The following is a 16,164-nucleotide window of genomic DNA, read 5'->3' as shown; positions in this document are numbered from 1 at the left end:
ATTACAAAAACTGGGATGCGAACTAAGGCAAAATGCCTAAGCGTCGCGGGATGGAGCAGCCCGGTAGCTCGTCAGGCTCATAACCTGAAGGTCGTCAGTTCAAATCTGACTCCCGCAACCATCGACACAGAACAAGCCACCTTCGGGTGGCTTTCTGCGTTTCTAGGGTTCCCCAAAGATAACAATCCAGCAAGTTCAATAGCCAAGGTATCCCCGTCTGGGATCAGGGTGATACTGGTGAGGAGGTTACGGATGATCTCGCCAGTTTCTGTCCTTGTGCTAGGCTCATTAAAGGCGTCTGTGAGGTCGGCCACCTTGCTGCGATACATATCCGCGAGGCCAGGGTGGAGCAGAACGGGCGGATTTCTGTCCGTCTCTGCGAGCTTGGCCTTCATGCTCTGCTGGAGCATCCCATTAGAAATTGCATCGATAATGGCGTCTATCTGTTTGGTAACCTGTGCCAAGTCGCGTCCTGCTTTGGCGTGATCTTGTCCGATTGTTGCAGAGAGGCGATTGAAATCTTTCTGATTGGACCGCGCAAACTCGGCAATCAGATCAGCTGTTGAACCCAATTATTCAGCGTCGAATGCCCAACCACCAAATCTGATGAAAGCTGGGGCCGCGTTAAGCCACTGGTCGTGCCAATCCGCACCGCATCACGCCTGTGTGTCTCGGTGCCATTTTTTGTCTCCTTCATAGCAAACATAGCTCGAAAGAGGCCGGAACTAAACCGCGACAAGTCCACTCTCAATCATAGAGCTGACAACCAAATAGTCAGCTCTTTTTCTGCAGATTCTATGCTTTCGCTGTTGATAATCTGTCTTTTCACACCTTGGGCGACCGCTCGCACGCGCTTATTGACTCCAACGTCTTTACTGCCACCCAGTTCGACTTCCAGTTTATCATAGATTGATAATAGTCTGTTTTGGATTGTTCTCAGCGATTGCCCTCGACGTTCGGCAATCGACTTGTCTGGCAAGCCAAGAGCCACATCCATCAATATCGTTAGCTCTACATCATTGAGCATATTGCTGGTTTGCTTTTGACCCGTTTGAAAGTGATTAACTTCCCTATCGACAACGACTTGCCCCTCTCCCAAGACAGATCGTAGAGCCAATTGTAGTTTCGTTTCGTTCGTAGTTTTGAGCAGGTAACCGTAAGCTGCACCGTTCGGGACAATACGAGTTATGCCGTGCAAATAAGCTTCATCGGAGTAGTTCGACCAAAACAAAATTCTCGTGTTGGGACGCTCCGCCCATATTGTCCTTGCTGCCTCGATGCCATTTCGCTCCTTCATACGAAGGTCCATGATGACGCGCGAAACATCCTGATCACGAGCCAGTCTCTCGCCATCCTTGCCGTTCCTGGCGACCAAAACTTCATCCACCTCAGGTAGAGCAGCGTGCACCATTCCCATCATGTAATTTGAGTGCATAGCATCGTCTTCGATGAGTAGAACTTTCATGCGCTTCCCCTCTCAGGATCGACGGCCCTTGGCGGCAAAACGACCCCAATCAATGTGCCATCAGTTTCGTCAAGCGTGAACAGTGCTCCTATGAGGCGCGCCCGCGTCTGCATGTGTTCTAGCCCCCCAGAGCCAACTCTCGATGGGTCGTTGATCGAAAATTGACCATTATCTTGAACCTGAATGATCAACTCACCTTTGTCAGATCGTGATATCACTATCCGTATGGCCGAGGCCTGCGCGTGCATGACAGCATTATTAATTGCTTCTTGTACAATCCTGTAGAGCGCAGTTCTTATAGCTGCCGGAAGATGGTCGATTTGATCCTGAGTCTCGTCGGTGACTTCGGTCTCAACGCCCGAACTGGTTTTGAGAGCTTGTTGAAGGTGCGTGCGGATAGCGTGTTGAAATCCAAATAGCTCCAAGATGGAAGGTATCGAGGTATCAATTATCTCTCGTAAACCTTGAATGCATACTTGCAACCGATCATGAATTTCACCTATTTTGTCTATTGACTTAATCGTTTGAAAGTCTCGGGCGATCCTAGTCAAATCGGCCAACGTCTGGTCATGCAGATCCATACCAATGCGTTGACGTTCTTGTTCTAGGGCTTCTGTTAAACTGAGAGCCCCTCGAATTAGGCCCTCTTCACGCATCAAGGTTTCCGTCCGGGCAATTGCTTCGTTCTTAGCTCGTTCGTTCGACCGCAAGGCTAAGAAATATGGTGAAAGCACGTCAGCTATGTTGCGAACCTCTTCTATTGTGTCCTCGTCATAAACGTCTTCTTCTTTTGAAGAGCAGTTTAGCGACCCAATCGTTCTTCCATGAAGTTTCATGGCGACATTCACGCGACTCCTCAACGAATGCCGGGTGATGGGTTCACTCATCGCACCGGGGAATATGTATCGTGCGTCCGTCGTGGCATCCCCAGTGATCATTGCGTCTAAGTTCCCCATCAGGATTTCTTTGACCGGCGATGCAGAAATTAATGACCTTGATGAACCCCACCTTGTTCTTAGCCCTACTTCAAACGTTGTGTTCCAAAGACGATCTTCATCTATCAAGCAGACATCCAAATGGTCGACCTTGATCAGCCGCTCGATTACATCTTTCACAGAGCAGAGTGCGTCGCGAATATCCAGCTTTCCAGCAAGGTGGTTCGAGATTTTGAGGTAGTTTGCAGACTTTGACATTTGATACTTTTCTTGAATAGCTAACCTCATGCTATGACATCAACTTCACCAATGGAATGCGGGCATCCGCATATTAGATGCGGGAATCCGCATTCTTTTCTGCGGGGGTTACTCTGTCACCCATCATGAACAAGCTTCATTATGGGTTACCGCCATAATTGCGGCACTGATATTAATGGAGAGCGGCGGGAGGTCGCTCAGTGGAGGAACTATGACTTTTAAGACTTTTCTGCTTGGCGCTACCGCCGGGCTAACCATCGTTGCATCGGCTCCTGCCTTTGCTGACACATCAGAAAAACGCATTGCACTTTCAAACAACTATGCGGGTAACTCCTGGCGTCAAGCAATGCTCGAAAGCTGGAGCAAAAATGGCGACGCAGCTATCGAAGCGGGCCTAATCGCGGCTGCAGATGCTTTCACAACTTCTGAAAATCAAGCGACGGAGCAAGCCGCCCAGATTCAAAACATGATCTTGCAAGGCTACGATGCAATCGTTTTGAACGCTGCTTCACCAACTGCTTTGAACGGCGCAGTTCAGGAAGCCTGTGACGCTGGTGTTATCGTCGTTTCCTTCGACGGTATTGTTGAGGCGGATTGCGCGTGGAGTATCGCCGTCGATTTCCGCGGCATGGGCCGCTCACAAATCGAATATCTTGCAGAACGTTTCCCTGAAGGCGGAAACATTCTAGAGATCCGTGGTCTTGCTGGCGTCTTTGTGGATGATGAAATTCATGCGGGCATTGAAGAGGCTGTCGCAGAGAACGGAAAGTTCACGATTGTCGGATCAGTTCATGGTGACTGGGCGCAAGACGTCGCGCAGAAAGCAGTCGCTGGTGTACTTCCAACTCTACCAGATGTTGTCGCAGTGGCAACGCAGGGTGGTGATGGATATGGCACTGCACAAGCTTTCTTGGCAACAGATCGCGAACTCCCAACGATCATCATGGGCAATCGGCAAGATGAGTTGCTTTGGTGGCAAGAAGCGCGCGACGAAAGTGGTTACGAAACAACGTCGCTTTCTATTGCGCCTGGCATGAGCACATTGGCATTTTGGGTGGCTCAGCAAATTCTTGACGGCAACGAAGTTCCAAAGGATATGGTTGTCCCGTTCCTGACCGTGACTCCAGCATCGCTTGATAGCGCTTTGAAAACAACGCCTGAAGGTTCTGTAGCCAACACAGAGTATTCGCTTGAAGACACAATTGCGGCTATCGAAGCGGCAAATTAAGAGCGAGAAACTTCTCTATGCTGAATGCAAATGCAAAAACCGGCGAGTCTCCCTCACCAGTGGTTGCTCTGCAAGACGCGCGCATGGTCTTTGGGGCCGTGCGCGCACTTGACGGAGTTAGCTTAACCCTCTCCGAAGGCGAATGCCTTGGACTGGTTGGCCATAACGGTGCTGGCAAGTCGACGCTTGTCAACGTAATCAACGGCAGGCTAACGCCGACTTCTGGATCGGTTGAGTATCCGGAAACGATGGGCAAGGGACTGCCCTCCAAAAATTCAATTCTCGCCCATGAGACCGGAATTCGGAGCGTCTTCCAAGAACTGTCTTTGTGCCCAAACTTAACGGTGCTCGAAAATTTTCGAGTTCCCTACAAGGGAATGAAGACAGCTGGCTGGCGCAAAATTGCGCGGCTAAGAGTTATTGAATCCTTGAATGAAATTTTTCCTGATCACGGTATAAAAGCCGATACTACGGTTGGCGACCTAACCATTGCTGAGCGACAAATGGTAGAGATTGCAATTGCATTCTCGCTCCGTGATTCAGCTCCATCAATGGTTATTTTAGATGAACCTACATCATCACTTGATGCAGCCATCGCAGCCCAACTGCTCGAACATATTAAGAAATTTTGCGCCAATGGCGGAACCATCGTTTTTATCACACATATGATGGGCGAAATTTTTGAAGTCGCGAGCCGTATTGTCGTGATGAAGGACGGCCTAGTGACCGAAGACCGACCGACCTCCGACTTCTCCCGTCAGAGCTTAGTCGATGCCATGGGTCACGTCGTTGCGGGTGGTTCTACCTCCACTTCCGCTGCCCGCAACGATAAAACATTGGGCGACCAAATCGTTGATGCACCGCCGGGCATCAAAGCACGGAAAGGCGAAATTGTTGGTTTGGCCGGTCTTGCTGGTCATGGCCAAGCTGAAGCGCTAGCAAATTTCTATCTTACGCAGACATCAGCATGGCGGGCAAAGAAAGCTCCACAAACGGCATTTGTCGCCGGAGATAGAACGCGTGATGGCATTATGCCTCTGTGGTCGATAGCGAGAAATTTGACTCTTAAATCTCTTGTCGAATTCAGTGGTAACTGGTTCGTCAACAAGGAAGCCGAATCCACGCTCGTTGCCTCTTGGAAAGATCGTATTGGCATTCGCACAGATGACGTAAGTAATCCTATTTTGTCTCTTTCTGGCGGGAACCAGCAAAAGGTTCTTTTCGCTAAAGCATTGGCCTCCTCCGCTCCAATTGTTGTGATGGACGATCCCATGCGTGGTGTTGATGTCGGAACAAAGCAGGATGTCTACAAGATGATAAAGCGAGAGGCCGGGGATGGTAGAACCTTCCTTTGGTACTCAACTGAGACAGACGAGGTTTGCCAGTGCGATCGGGTATTTGTGTTCCGAGATGGTGAAATTTCAGCTGAACTCACTGGATCAAATATCAATGAAGAGAACATCCTCAAAGCTTCCTTTGAGTTTCGGGAGACTACAGGATGAACAAAGATACACTTAGAATATTGTTACCAGTGATTTCGTTGGCAGCCCTGCTAGCGGCTGTTTTCTACCTGCAACCCCGGTCCATGAGCTATTTTGGCCTAAATCTTTTGTTCAATTTGGCTGTTCCCGTTGCTTTGGCGACAATAGCTCAAATGATGATCATCATGGTCAATGACATTGATCTCTCAATTGGCGCGTTCGTCAGCTTTTGCGCGTGTGTAACAGCGACATTAGTTCAGGATACGCCTCTACTTGGGTATGCTGTTCTTTTCGCTGCCATCTGTGGATACGCGGCAATTGGCGCAATCATTCAAGCAAGAAACCTGCCAGCAATCGTCGTTACCCTCGGGATGTCGTTCGTCTGGGGCGGCCTTGCGGTCTTGATCTTGCCATCACCCGGCGGCTCGTCTCCTGAGTGGATTAGGTTCCTTATGAAATCAAAGCCGCCGCTTATACCGATGGCGATAATTGCACCCATCTTGATCGCTTTTCTCACCCATATGCTCATAAAAAGATCTTCATTTGGAGTTCTTCTGCGAGGTGTCGGAGGGAACGATAGGGCGATGGCTCGATCTGGATGGTCTCTCATACAGCTCAAAGCTTCTGCTTATGCATTAGCTGGCCTATTCGGTGTGTTGTCGGGGATGGCGTTAGTAGGTCTTGCTACGTCCGCCGATGCAAACATAGCTCTGAGATATACCCTCCTTTCTGTTGCTGGTGTCATACTCGGCGGGGGAGAGTTTACGGGTGGGCGTGTTTCACCGATTGGGGCGGTTATTGGTGCTCTGACATTAACACTTGCAGCTAGTTTCTTGTCCTTCTTACGGCTTTCGTCCGACTGGCAAATTGGGTCTCAGGGAGCGATTTTGATCCTTGTTCTAGCAGTTCGCCTCTTCTTTACGAGAAAGGAGCGCATGTCGTGAGCTCAGCAACAAACTTAAAAGGCGGCTCCGGTCCCCTAAAAATAGTCAAAAAAATCATCTCAAAACCTTGGATATGGGCGTTTGTAGCAGCTTTGGCTGCCTTCACGATGACCATGTTGCTTTCGGGCGGGCAGGGCGCAACTTCGCTTGCATACTCTGCCGCTACATTTGCTTCCTTCGCTGCGATCGTAGGTGTCGGGCAGATGCTAGTAATCACCCTTGGCCCAGGAAATGTTGATCTTTCAATTCCAGCGAATATGACTCTCTCAGCAACGCTTGCGCTTAAGTTCATGGATACAGAGAACAGTCTGATCATCCCTGGAGTGTTTGTCGCGTTAGCCGTCGGATTGGGATGTGGGTTGTTTAACTTCGGTCTCATTTTGCTTTTGCGGATTCCTCCGATTATCGCAACACTGTCTGCATCTTTCATCTTTCAGTCGTTAGCAATTTGGTCAAATCGAGGCATCAGAGTTAAGCCTCCCGAAGCTTTGGCGGATTTCACTACTGGTGGGATTTTAGGGATCCCTAATGTGTCTCTAGTTGCTCTCTTCTTGGCCTTTTTTGCTTGGATTCTAGTGGAACGATCTATCGCCGGTCGTTGGATACTATCAATTGGACAGAATCTTCGTGCCGCTCAACTCAGCGGCGTTCCCGTTAGCTTGGTTCGATTTGGAGTCTATGTAAGCTGTGCGATGTGTGCCTCGCTTGCGGGCTTCTTGTTGGCTAATTTTTCCGGCGGGGCCGCATTGAACATGGGTGCAGAATACATGCTGATGTCCATTGCTGTTGTTGTCATTGGTGGATCTTCAATTGGTGGTGGCAACTCCAACATTCCAGGCATTTGGGGAGCGTCACTATTCATGTTCCTCGTCGTCTCGATGCTTAATTCCTATGGATTCGGCGCGGGCGTAAGATTGATTATGACTGGATTGATCATTGTCGGCGTAGTCTCATTGGCTAGTAAGAGGAGCGACGCAGCATGATGAACAATGATGTCTACGAAGTACGAGATAAACGCTTCTATGAAGTGACCCTCCCAGACGCGGAGTTGAAGCAGATATCCTCCGGACATCTTTGGACAGAGGGTCCTGTTTGGTTCAGTCGTCAGAATGCCCTTTTGTTTTCGGACATCCCAAACCAGAAAATTCACAAATGGACAGCAGATGGGACCACTTCCATTTTTAGGGCCGCCTCAAACTTTGCAAACGGTCACGCACTCGACCTTCAAGGGCGTCTAGTCACATGCGAACATGGGACACGTTCAGTCACGAGAACTGAAGAGAATGGTCAGATTACGACGCTCGCAGCCTCACACAACGATAAGCCGCTAAACTCGCCAAATGATGTAGTGGTGAAATCGGATGGCACCGTTTGGTTCACTGATCCAACCTATGGGATCAAAAGTGACTATGAAGGGTATCCTGCTCGGCAGGAACAGGAAGGGCGCTACGTGTTCCGTTTAGAGCCAGACAATGGACGATTGGATGTAGTTGCAACTGACTTTACACAACCAAACGGGCTAGCATTCTCGAAGGACGAAAGCCTGCTTTATATTGCAGATTCAGGACTGAGCGATGACCCCGAATTTGCACCTATTGTCAGGCGTCATGTTGTAAACGATGACGGGACGCTTTCCGACGATGGCATTTTTGCGACAATGGACCCAGGCATCCCCGATGGCCTACGTGTTGATGAACATGACAACGTTTGGATATCAGCTGCCGATGGAGTGCATTGTTTGGACAAGGATGGTCAGCTTTTGGGAAAAATTAAGGTGCCTGAAATCGTATCCAACCTTAACTTTGGTGGTGCCCACGGAAACGAACTCTTCATCACGGCAACATCAAGCGTCTATGCTCTCCAACTCAATACCAAGTCAGCGATCGCAAAACGATAAATCAAAATGGCCAATGTTAAGGCGAGGCATGGGGTAGCCCTGAAAATACGTCATTTCCGAGGACTCTCTCAGAGGAGGTGGTCCAAAGTTTTCGACCAGTTTGCAGCCTTGTTAAGGCGGATCAGGGCTTCATGTCAGGCTGCTAATCTCATTAGTGTCTGACGTCAGTGGCTTGTTTAAGCTGGGTATGATCCTGAAGTCAAAGCTATCTAGGCTTTTGGTGCTGGGGATCTTCGCCGCTTTGATTCGCCGTTCAATCATCCGGCGCTCGCGATCAATAAACTCCATCTCACACAGGCGTGCCAGGTAATGAACGTGATCCATTGCCCTACAGGGCATTGCACAGCAATGCACGAGAGGGGTTGTTCTCAGTAGCACATATCTGCGCTTGCTTTACGTATTCTACTTGGAACGTCGGCAAGCGCAACTTCTTAAGGTGATGTTGCAGAAGGATTTGGGGAGCCCCTGTCATGCCACGGCCCCTCCCATCAGGCTCATGTAGCTTGCCGGACGTGTTGTGCCAACATTTGGCTTTGGCAGATAAAGGTAGAAGTCCAAATCCAATCTTGGTGGCCGCTTCTCAAAACGGCACAGCACAAGATGCTTTACGGCATCCATTGACCGGCAGGAGATGCGTGCATCACCGAGAGGGGTAGCCTATTGCCCCATATCAACCGCCTGCTGGATCGCACTCAGCTCAACGTCCTACTCAAAGGTTTCCAGCAGGCGTAGAACTTGCACCCTCGCCATTGCCCTCGGACCAATGGCGGACAATTCCTCGCTCGTTCCCTCGCGTAGGCCTGCCGAACTTGTCATCAAACAGGCAATGCGATTGCAACTCGGTAAAACTCGGTGTCCGCACACGGGGTCGGACTCCAAGGATACGCGCAACAGCGATCTTGGTATTGTCATAAAGAATGGACTGCGGGATGCCATCAAAGAACGCAAAGGCAGACACGTGGCCATCACAGAACGGCTCGGTTGTCTCCGCAGGGTATCTCTTCACAAAAACTGCGTTAGAATGCGGCAGGCTCATCCCGCAGGCGCACAAAGATGCGCTTGGTTGTGTGACGCGGTTTTTTGATTTGGGCTTTGTCCATGCGCAGCATCTTCGCTATCGTCTTACGGTCCTTGTTGAAATAACGCGCGGCTTCTCGAGCAGACATACCGTCCTTCAAACAAGCACGACGCAGACGACTATAAATATCCACAGAATATATCTCCCGCCCTCCGAGTAAACGAGGGACACAAACTGGTGGAATTCTACTGAGCTACAACTGCGATATGCAGCCGCTTCTGCGGGCCATATTGCTCTGCCGTTCACATCTGTGCGATTTGAAAAGAAAGGCTGACTCCGTTGAGGCAATGGCGCTTGCCCGTCGGTTTCGGACCGTCGTCAAAGATATGACCTAAATGGCTTCCACAGCGACGGCAATGCACCTCTGTGCGTTTTGAAAAAAACGTGTTGTCATCCTTGGTCCTGACGGCATTGGACAAGGATTTATAAAAACTCGGCCAGCCCGTGCCGCTGTCATATTTTGTCGAGGCATCATAGAGCGGCAAATCGCAACCTCTGCAGGCGTAAATCCCATCGCGGGTTTCCTTGTCCAATGGGCTAGAGCCTGCGGGCTCAGTCTTTTCTTCGCGCATCACAAGGTATTCTACTTTGCTCAACTGCGCGCGCCATTGGGCTTCGCTGCGCGTGATTTCAAACGCGCCTTCGGTGGCATGAAGTTTTGTAGCCACCACGGCGGCGGTTCCGGACAGAAAGAATACTCGGCGTTTCATGAGAGCCTCCAATTTGGATTTCAGGGCGTGCCCACTCTCGCAATTTAGACGCGGAAGTGGGCGACATTATTTATTTAGGCAAAAGAACACGGTTAACAACATGGATAACGCCGTTGTACTGGTTCACGTCAGCGATGGTGACAAGACTGGCGTTGCCGCTTTCATCAAAGATATAGACTTTGCCATTTTTGACTTGCGCGGACAAGGCATCGCCCGAGACAGCTTCGAAGTGATAGAAACCATCAGAGCTTTTACCCACAGCACTGATGATATTAGCGGCGGACCATTTGCCCGCAACCACATGCGATGTGAGGACTTTGGTTAGGGTGGCTTTGTTTTCTGGCATCAGCAAGGTTTCGACCGTGCCTTCAGGAAGTGCAGAAAATGCGGCGTTTACGGGGGCGAATACGGTAAAGGGACCTGCGCCCTGAAGCGTCTCAACGAGGCCAGCGGCCTGAACCGCGGCCACGAGAGTTGTGTGGTCTTCCGAGTTTACAGCGTTCTCGACAATATTTTTGGACTCATACATGGCAGCGCCGCCTACCATTGGGTTTTCGGCATATGCAGCCGTCGACAAGAAGCCAGCAACAACGGCAACGTTGAACGCACGGAAAGTCGTTTTTGCGATTGAGAGTTTCATTGTGATTTCCTTTTCAAGGGTTGGTTTGTTTTGGTTGTGATGAAGACACGCAACCCACCAATGAAAAGTTTCAAAGTAATTTGAAGAAACGGAAAATGGTCGTTAATTCTTTGAATTTAAGTTAAATAAAGTTTTGAACTGGCCGAGTGGACCCGTTGAGCGCTCATCCAATCAGGACGAAATGATCGTTCCAACAGCCAGAACCTCCCCTGTTGGCGCTCCAGTGGGGGAGCCGCCAGTGGGCTCGTCACTGATCGCAAGCGTTCCGCCATTCATAGCTGCGATAAGAGTTTGCGACACGGATATCATCGCATTTTCGCTCGCCGGCAAGACACCCAGAGACACAGGCGCAGGTGCTCCGTCGGCAATGAGCCACAACTCTAGAACCCGCCCTTCGGCGGCAGAGCCAACAATCCGGTTGATATCAATTTCGCCAGAGTTGGGATCAAAGCTTGCCGTGACGACCAGCGCACGATCCTCTGCTGCAATCTCGGCGGTATAGGTCGGCGCCTGTGTATCATCCAGCATGGAGGGGCCGAAATACGCGGCCAAAACCAGCATCGCAACGACGGCAAACACGCTGCCCTTGCGGCCAAAGAACCACGCCAGCGAAAACCTTGGAGCGGGTTCGTCGGCCCCAAAGAGGCGCGCATCAATGGATTTTTTGAGGTGAGTGGGGGGCGTGACTTCGGGGATATCATCCGCCAAATACACAAGCCCTTCGTCCCACTCGCGCAGCAAAACACGTAAATCGGGCTCATCACTTAGACGCTTTTTAAACGCAAGACGGCTCTCCGCATCCAGAAGATGCAGCGCATATTCCCCCACGAGGGTAATATCGTCGTCGTTATGATCGCCCGATTGGGTCATCTGCTTAAACAGTCTTTCAGTTTCGCAAGGCTTCGACGAAGCCATGTTCGCATTGTATTGATCGGCACACCCGCGCGGTCTGCCAAGTCTTGATATGTGTCGCCGTCAAGATAAGCGCCGCGTACCGATGCGGCGTGGTCAACATCCAGTTCGCCCAAACAGTTATCGATCTGCGTGCGTTCGGAACTTTGCACTGCGGCGGCTTCTGGTGTCGGTCCACTATCGGCTAGCTCGACAACATCCTCGATAGACGCGGTGGAGATTTTGCGGGCTCTGAGTCTGTCGATTGACAGATTTCGCGCCAACGTAATCAACCACGTCATAGGGCTGTAACCGTTGACGACATAGCTGTTTGCCTTCTGCCAAACCCTGACAAAAACATCCTGCAAGGCGTCTTCTGCTTCGGCCCTATTGTTCAAGACACGTAGGCAAATACCAAAAAGTTTCGCAGAGGTCGCGGAATAAAGGGAAGAAAACGCCGCGCGGTCGCCCAAACCGGTGCGTACAATAAAATCCTCGATGTCAGCGACAGTGTTCATCTTGCTACGCTAATGCGAGGCCAGCACCGTGTAAACGAGCAAGTCAAATAGTTACGCAAACACCATTGCGAAATCGACTAAACCTACCGCTAGACACTCTGCTCAAATTCTTTTCTTATTTCAGGAGTGGGGGGTTATAAATTTCCGAGACCAAGGAAAGCTAACGCTATGATCACAGATCCCGAGGACTATTTTTTGATTGGTTGTGGGCGCTGCAAACGCTTTGCTACGCCAGATTGCTCGGTGCGTAAATGGGCGGATGGGCTCAAGCACTTGCGCCAAATCTGTCGAGATGTTGGGCTTGTGGAAACGGCTAAATGGGGCCATCCGTGCTATATGCACAACGGGCGCAACATTGCGTTACTCGGCGCATTCCGTGGCGACTTTCGGTTGAGCTACTTTAATCCCGCGTTGATGAAAGATCCCGAAAATGTCCTCGTGAAAAGAGGTCCAAACACGCAAAATGTAGGTATGATGAGCTTCACAGACGGTGCCGCAGTGAAACGAATGGAACCGGTAATCGTTTCCTATTTAGAAGAAGCGGTTGGCTATGCGGATGCTGGGATATTGCCGATCAAAGAGCCAGTGAAAATTGAGTTGCCGGATGAATTGGTTGAGGCCATGGATATCGATCCCGAACTGGCCGAGGCCTTTCACAAACTGACACCAAGTCGTCAAAGAAGCTACGTGATTAATCTCAATGGTGCAAAAGCGTCTGCGACACGCACCACGCGTATTGAGAAGTTCCGTGACAAAATTATCTTGGGCAAAGGCGCGATGGAAAGGTGAACGATATCCGTCCAACAGTCCAAATAAGCGGCGAATTATAAGGCCTTAACCCACTTCGTTTGCTTTTTTTCCCTTTGCCTGTTACTGTCGGCTTAGGCGGATTTTCCGTAAACGCGACTTGAATCGCCAGTTGCAGGACATTGTCCAAAGCGACTCGCGTCGGTTCTGGAAGGATAACTTTTGACAGATTCCACAAACGACCCGAGCACGGACGTGCCTCAGCCTATTGATACAGACTTTGAGATAGGGCAACACAACGTCACACCATTCGGCTTTGATATCCACAATCCGGTTTTCGGGATTTCGAGTATTGCTATCATCGCTTTCGTCATCGCAACTCTGCTGATGCAAGGCCCAGCCACAGAGTTTTTCAGTTGGCTCCGTGATTTTCTAACGTCGAGTTTCGACTGGTTCTTTCTAAGTGCGGCGAATGTTTTTGTACTTTTCAGTCTGTTCCTTGTGCTTTCGCCCATGGGTAAAATCCGGCTTGGTGGCAAAGAGGCGCGTCCCGATTATGGCTACCTCGGTTGGTTCGCCATGCTTTTCGCCGCCGGTATGGGTATCGGCCTGATGTTTTTCGGCGTGTCCGAACCGATGTCGCATTTTGCATCCTCGATGGGCGGCACAACGGTTGAGGCTGGCGCGCGTACCGATTGGGCCCCCCTTGGTGCTGCGGTTGGTGACACCATCGCCGCACGCGATCTTGGTATGGCTGCTACGATCTTCCACTGGGGGCTGCATCCGTGGTCAATCTATGCAATCGTTGCCCTGTCGCTGGCGTTCTTCACTTTCAACAACGGTCTACCGCTGACATTGCGTTCGGCGTTTTATCCGCTTTTGGGCGAACGGGTCTGGGGTTGGCCGGGGCACGTCATTGACACTCTCGCCGTGTTCTCCACGCTTTTCGGTCTTGCCACCTCACTTGGCTTTGGCACCGAACAGGCACTTGCTGGGTTCAATTTCCTCTTTGGTTGGGGCACTGGCAATATCGCCAAGGTCGTCCTCATTTCGGTTATTACCGCACTGGCAACCATTTCAGTGATCCGCGGCCTCGATGGTGGGGTTAAAATCCTATCTGAGATCAACATTGGGCTCGCCTTGCTGCTCCTCTTGTTCGTAATCGTCGTTGGGCCGACAGCCATAATCTTTGATACGATTGTCTCAGGTGGCATTGCTTATGCACGCGAAATCATCCCTCTCTCTAATCCCTTCGGACGTGACGACACCAACTTCATGCAAGGCTGGACTGCGTTCTATTGGGCATGGTGGATTTCTTGGTCGCCTTTCGTGGGCATGTTCATTGCGCGGGTTTCTCGTGGCCGGACAGTGCGCGAATTCCTGACCTGCGTTATCCTTATCCCAATGCTCGCCAGTGTCGTTTGGATGGGTGCCTTTGGTGGTGCTGCTGTATCGCAAGTGATGGCAGATGCGGCGGCTCCCGTGATTGGTGTCGCACAAGAACTCAAGCTCTTTGTCATGCTGGAACAGTTGCCCTTTGCGTCGATTACGTCGCTTCTGGGTATCGTGCTGGTGCTTGTGTTCTTTGTGACGTCGTCGGATTCCGGTTCGCTAGTGATCGACACAATTACCGCTGGTGGCAAGATTGACGCCCCCGTACCCCAACGCGTTTTCTGGTGTATATTCGAAGGTGTGGTTGCCGCGACTCTGCTCCTTGTTGGCGGCAGCAGCGCGCTTACGGCACTTCAGGCGATGGCTGTTTCGACGGGCTTCCCGTTCACCATCGTTCTCCTTGCGATGTGTGTTAGCCTTTATATCGGTATGCGCAGATACGTTAAAGCAATGACCTAAACGTTCCGTCTGGCTCCCTGTTTTGGGGGCCAGACACCACTTCACAATTGCGAAGCCTCAACGGCCACGGCTCGTCTGGATTCTTCCGAACCAGCTATATACGGTCCAAATAAGTTTGATATTCCACATCGGTAACCATAGCAGAAAGCTTTTGAATTTCTGCCCGACAGCAAGCGGTAAAGACCCTTCGGTACTCTTTTCCAAACACATCCACAGCCGCAGTCGAGCGTGAAAACGCGTCAACGGCTGGAACCCAAGTTCCGTACAGGCGCTGTTTGATTGCCCCCCCTTCATCGATAGGCTTCCCCGGGTCAATTTTGTTTTTTAATCCAATCAACGCTCCACCCAGAATGGCTGTCAGCGCGAGATAGGGGTTTACATCCGACCCTGAAATGCGGTGTTCAAAACGGGCTGCTGGTCCCTGACTTTCGGGCACACGAACGCTGGCGCTGCGATTGTCTAAGCCCCAATTTGGCTGTAGCGGTGCATGGCTGCCTTCTTGAAACCGCCGATAGGAATTTAGGTGCGGCGCGAAAATCACCTGTAATTCCCGCATGGTCGACAAAAGTCCGCCGATGGCGTGGTGCAAATTTTCTTTGCCACCATCTTCGAGTGCAAAGATGTTTTCGCCGTCTTCATTGATCAAGCTTACGTGGAAATGCATCCCACTTCCGGCGTCGTCTCCATAGGGTTTCGCCATGAAGGTCGATTCCAAATCGTGGCGTTGCGCACATCCCCAAACGAGGCGCTTAAACAAAATGGCGTAATCCGCCGCCGCAATCGGATCTGGAACATGTTTGAAATTGATTTCAAATTGGCCGGAACCTGACTCGGCAATGATAATATCCACGGGGAGATCTAGGGCTTCGCACCCCCTGCGGATTTCGCGCAGCACGTCTTCCAACTCATCCATCGCATCCAAATCATAGAGCTGGGTACCCATGGAGCCAATCGGGGGGATGGGCGCTGAGCCCAGGTTTTTGCGTTTGCGAAACAGATAGAATTCCATTTCGGCGGCCACAACTGCGGTCAGCCCAATTGCGGCAAAGCGCTCAACCATCGACGACAATTGCTGGCGCGGGTCATAGATACAAGGCGCGCCGTCTTCAGTTTCCAACGTCATCAAGAGCTGGGCCGCAGGTGTTTTGGTCCAAGGTAGCCGTTTGAGCGTGCGCATGACGGGAACGCCATAACCATCAGGGTCGCCAGTGGCGAGGGCCAGTCGGGTTTCGTTCACGTCGTGCCCCCACACATCCAGCGCATACGAGGAAATAGGAAGGCGCACGTCCCGCGTCAGGAGCTTCCTCGCTCCGTCCGGTGGCATCCATTTGCCACGGAAGATCCCGTGCATATCTGGGAACAGGAGCTCAATGCGCTCAAGGTCTGGGTTCTCGGCTAGAAAATCTAGAAGGATTTTACGATCTTCAGGGCTGGGTGTCTTTGGCATTCTATTAACCTCAAGCGCCGCAATCTCGGCGTCAAATTAGTTGCTCGTCCTTGAAAAAATCGTTTGCAATTTCT

14 protein-coding genes, 1 tRNA gene and 2 pseudogenes are annotated in these 16,164 nt (G+C 50.9%); 8 read left to right on the top strand and 9 right to left on the bottom strand.

What is annotated here, in order from left to right:
- Window positions 1-44: 44 nt before the first annotated feature.
- A tRNA-Met gene (locus AB9F29_RS15335) sits at window positions 45-121 on the top strand.
- 630 nt (window positions 122-751) lie between these two features.
- On the opposite strand, the gene AB9F29_RS15330 is transcribed toward AB9F29_RS15335, so the two are convergent.
- Both AB9F29_RS15330 and AB9F29_RS15325 read right to left on the bottom strand, forming a co-directional pair.
- Window positions 752-1,465: a response regulator gene (locus AB9F29_RS15330; protein WP_369756318.1), complete on the bottom strand. Its 714-nt coding sequence runs from the start codon at window positions 1,463-1,465 to the stop codon at window positions 752-754.
- Entirely contained in the window at window positions 1,462-2,658 is a 1,197-nt protein-coding gene (locus AB9F29_RS15325; protein ID WP_369756317.1) for an ATP-binding protein, read from the bottom strand. The genes AB9F29_RS15330 and AB9F29_RS15325 overlap by 4 nt, the downstream gene beginning before the upstream one ends.
- A 211-nt stretch (window positions 2,659-2,869) precedes the next feature.
- Here AB9F29_RS15325 and AB9F29_RS15320 point away from each other — a divergent pair, with 211 nt between their 5' ends.
- Genes AB9F29_RS15320 through AB9F29_RS15300 form a run of 5 tightly spaced genes read left to right on the top strand, consistent with a single transcriptional unit; the run spans window position 2,870 to window position 8,208 of the window.
- The gene (locus AB9F29_RS15320) at window positions 2,870-3,886 is read left to right on the top strand and encodes an ABC transporter substrate-binding protein (protein ID WP_369756316.1); all 1,017 of its coding nucleotides are present in this window, start codon (window positions 2,870-2,872) and stop codon (window positions 3,884-3,886) included.
- A 17-nt stretch (window positions 3,887-3,903) separates the two neighbouring features.
- Complete coding sequence (locus tag AB9F29_RS15315) at window positions 3,904-5,388, top strand: ATP-binding cassette domain-containing protein (protein WP_369756315.1); 1,485 nt, start codon at window positions 3,904-3,906, stop codon at window positions 5,386-5,388.
- A complete protein-coding gene (locus tag AB9F29_RS15310; protein WP_369756314.1) occupies window positions 5,385-6,311 on the top strand; it encodes an ABC transporter permease in 927 nt (308 codons plus the stop codon). Before AB9F29_RS15315 ends, AB9F29_RS15310 begins: the two co-directional genes overlap by 4 nt.
- Window positions 6,308-7,294 carry an ABC transporter permease gene (locus AB9F29_RS15305; protein WP_369756313.1) on the top strand — a complete coding sequence of 329 codons (987 nt, stop codon included), beginning with the start codon at window positions 6,308-6,310 and terminating at the stop codon, window positions 7,292-7,294. The genes AB9F29_RS15310 and AB9F29_RS15305 overlap by 4 nt, the downstream gene beginning before the upstream one ends.
- Entirely contained in the window at window positions 7,291-8,208 is a 918-nt protein-coding gene (locus AB9F29_RS15300) for an SMP-30/gluconolactonase/LRE family protein (protein ID WP_369756312.1), read from the top strand. The genes AB9F29_RS15305 and AB9F29_RS15300 overlap by 4 nt, the downstream gene beginning before the upstream one ends.
- Window positions 8,209-8,379: 171 nt before the next feature.
- Here AB9F29_RS15300 and AB9F29_RS15295 read toward each other — a convergent pair.
- From AB9F29_RS15295 to AB9F29_RS15270, 6 genes and pseudogenes are all read right to left on the bottom strand, one after another.
- A pseudogene (locus AB9F29_RS15295) lies at window positions 8,380-8,680 on the bottom strand (ATP-binding protein); the annotation flags it as partial.
- 297 nt (window positions 8,681-8,977) lie between these two features.
- A pseudogene (locus AB9F29_RS15290) lies at window positions 8,978-9,428 on the bottom strand (IS21 family transposase); the annotation flags it as partial.
- Between the two features lie 100 nt (window positions 9,429-9,528).
- Window positions 9,529-9,996 (bottom strand): peptide-methionine (R)-S-oxide reductase MsrB, encoded by a 468-nt coding sequence (gene msrB, locus AB9F29_RS15285; RefSeq protein ID WP_369756311.1) that lies wholly within the window; start codon window positions 9,994-9,996, stop codon window positions 9,529-9,531.
- 70 nt (window positions 9,997-10,066) lie between these two features.
- Entirely contained in the window at window positions 10,067-10,636 is a 570-nt protein-coding gene (locus tag AB9F29_RS15280) for a fasciclin domain-containing protein (protein WP_369756310.1), read from the bottom strand.
- Between the two features lie 171 nt (window positions 10,637-10,807).
- Complete coding sequence (locus AB9F29_RS15275) at window positions 10,808-11,506, bottom strand: anti-sigma factor domain-containing protein (RefSeq protein WP_369756309.1); 699 nt, start codon at window positions 11,504-11,506, stop codon at window positions 10,808-10,810.
- Entirely contained in the window at window positions 11,503-12,045 is a 543-nt protein-coding gene (locus tag AB9F29_RS15270; RefSeq protein ID WP_369756308.1) for a sigma-70 family RNA polymerase sigma factor, read from the bottom strand. Before AB9F29_RS15270 ends, AB9F29_RS15275 begins: the two co-directional genes overlap by 4 nt.
- A gap of 168 nt (window positions 12,046-12,213) precedes the next feature.
- Here AB9F29_RS15270 and AB9F29_RS15265 point away from each other — a divergent pair, with 168 nt between their 5' ends.
- Entirely contained in the window at window positions 12,214-12,834 is a 621-nt protein-coding gene (locus AB9F29_RS15265; protein ID WP_369756307.1) for a YdeI family protein, read from the top strand.
- A gap of 180 nt (window positions 12,835-13,014) precedes the next feature.
- Window positions 13,015-14,643 carry a BCCT family transporter gene (locus AB9F29_RS15260; RefSeq protein WP_369756306.1) on the top strand — a complete coding sequence of 543 codons (1,629 nt, stop codon included), beginning with the start codon at window positions 13,015-13,017 and terminating at the stop codon, window positions 14,641-14,643.
- A 94-nt stretch (window positions 14,644-14,737) separates the two neighbouring features.
- Here AB9F29_RS15260 and AB9F29_RS15255 read toward each other — a convergent pair whose 3' ends face one another.
- Entirely contained in the window at window positions 14,738-16,090 is a 1,353-nt protein-coding gene (locus tag AB9F29_RS15255; RefSeq protein WP_369756305.1) for a glutamine synthetase family protein, read from the bottom strand.
- Between the last annotated feature and the right edge of the window lie 74 nt (window positions 16,091-16,164).

This window comes from Falsihalocynthiibacter sp. S25ZX9 (assembly GCF_041205405.1).
Taxonomy (GTDB): Bacteria; Pseudomonadota; Alphaproteobacteria; order Rhodobacterales; family Rhodobacteraceae; genus Falsihalocynthiibacter; species Falsihalocynthiibacter arcticus.
Note: the sequence above shows the minus strand (reverse complement) of the source record. Positions and strands in the feature narration are given on the sequence as shown.

Excerpts from the sequence above, each read along its gene's own strand:
- AB9F29_RS15330 (WP_369756318.1), bottom strand. The coding sequence starts at position 1,465 with ATGAAAGTTCTACTCATCGAAGACGATGCTATGCACTCAAATTACATG.
- AB9F29_RS15325 (WP_369756317.1), bottom strand. The coding sequence starts at position 2,658 with ATGTCAAAGTCTGCAAACTACCTCAAAATCTCGAACCACCTTGCTGGA.
- AB9F29_RS15320 (WP_369756316.1), top strand. The coding sequence starts at position 2,870 with ATGACTTTTAAGACTTTTCTGCTTGGCGCTACCGCCGGGCTAACCATC.
- AB9F29_RS15315 (WP_369756315.1), top strand. The coding sequence starts at position 3,904 with ATGCTGAATGCAAATGCAAAAACCGGCGAGTCTCCCTCACCAGTGGTT.
- AB9F29_RS15310 (WP_369756314.1), top strand. The coding sequence starts at position 5,385 with ATGAACAAAGATACACTTAGAATATTGTTACCAGTGATTTCGTTGGCA.
- AB9F29_RS15300 (WP_369756312.1), top strand. The coding sequence starts at position 7,291 with ATGATGAACAATGATGTCTACGAAGTACGAGATAAACGCTTCTATGAA.
- msrB (WP_369756311.1), bottom strand. The coding sequence starts at position 9,996 with ATGAAACGCCGAGTATTCTTTCTGTCCGGAACCGCCGCCGTGGTGGCT.
- AB9F29_RS15280 (WP_369756310.1), bottom strand. The coding sequence starts at position 10,636 with ATGAAACTCTCAATCGCAAAAACGACTTTCCGTGCGTTCAACGTTGCC.
- AB9F29_RS15275 (WP_369756309.1), bottom strand. The coding sequence starts at position 11,506 with ATGACCCAATCGGGCGATCATAACGACGACGATATTACCCTCGTGGGG.
- AB9F29_RS15270 (WP_369756308.1), bottom strand. The coding sequence starts at position 12,045 with ATGAACACTGTCGCTGACATCGAGGATTTTATTGTACGCACCGGTTTG.
- AB9F29_RS15265 (WP_369756307.1), top strand. The coding sequence starts at position 12,214 with ATGATCACAGATCCCGAGGACTATTTTTTGATTGGTTGTGGGCGCTGC.
- AB9F29_RS15255 (WP_369756305.1), bottom strand. The coding sequence starts at position 16,090 with ATGCCAAAGACACCCAGCCCTGAAGATCGTAAAATCCTTCTAGATTTT.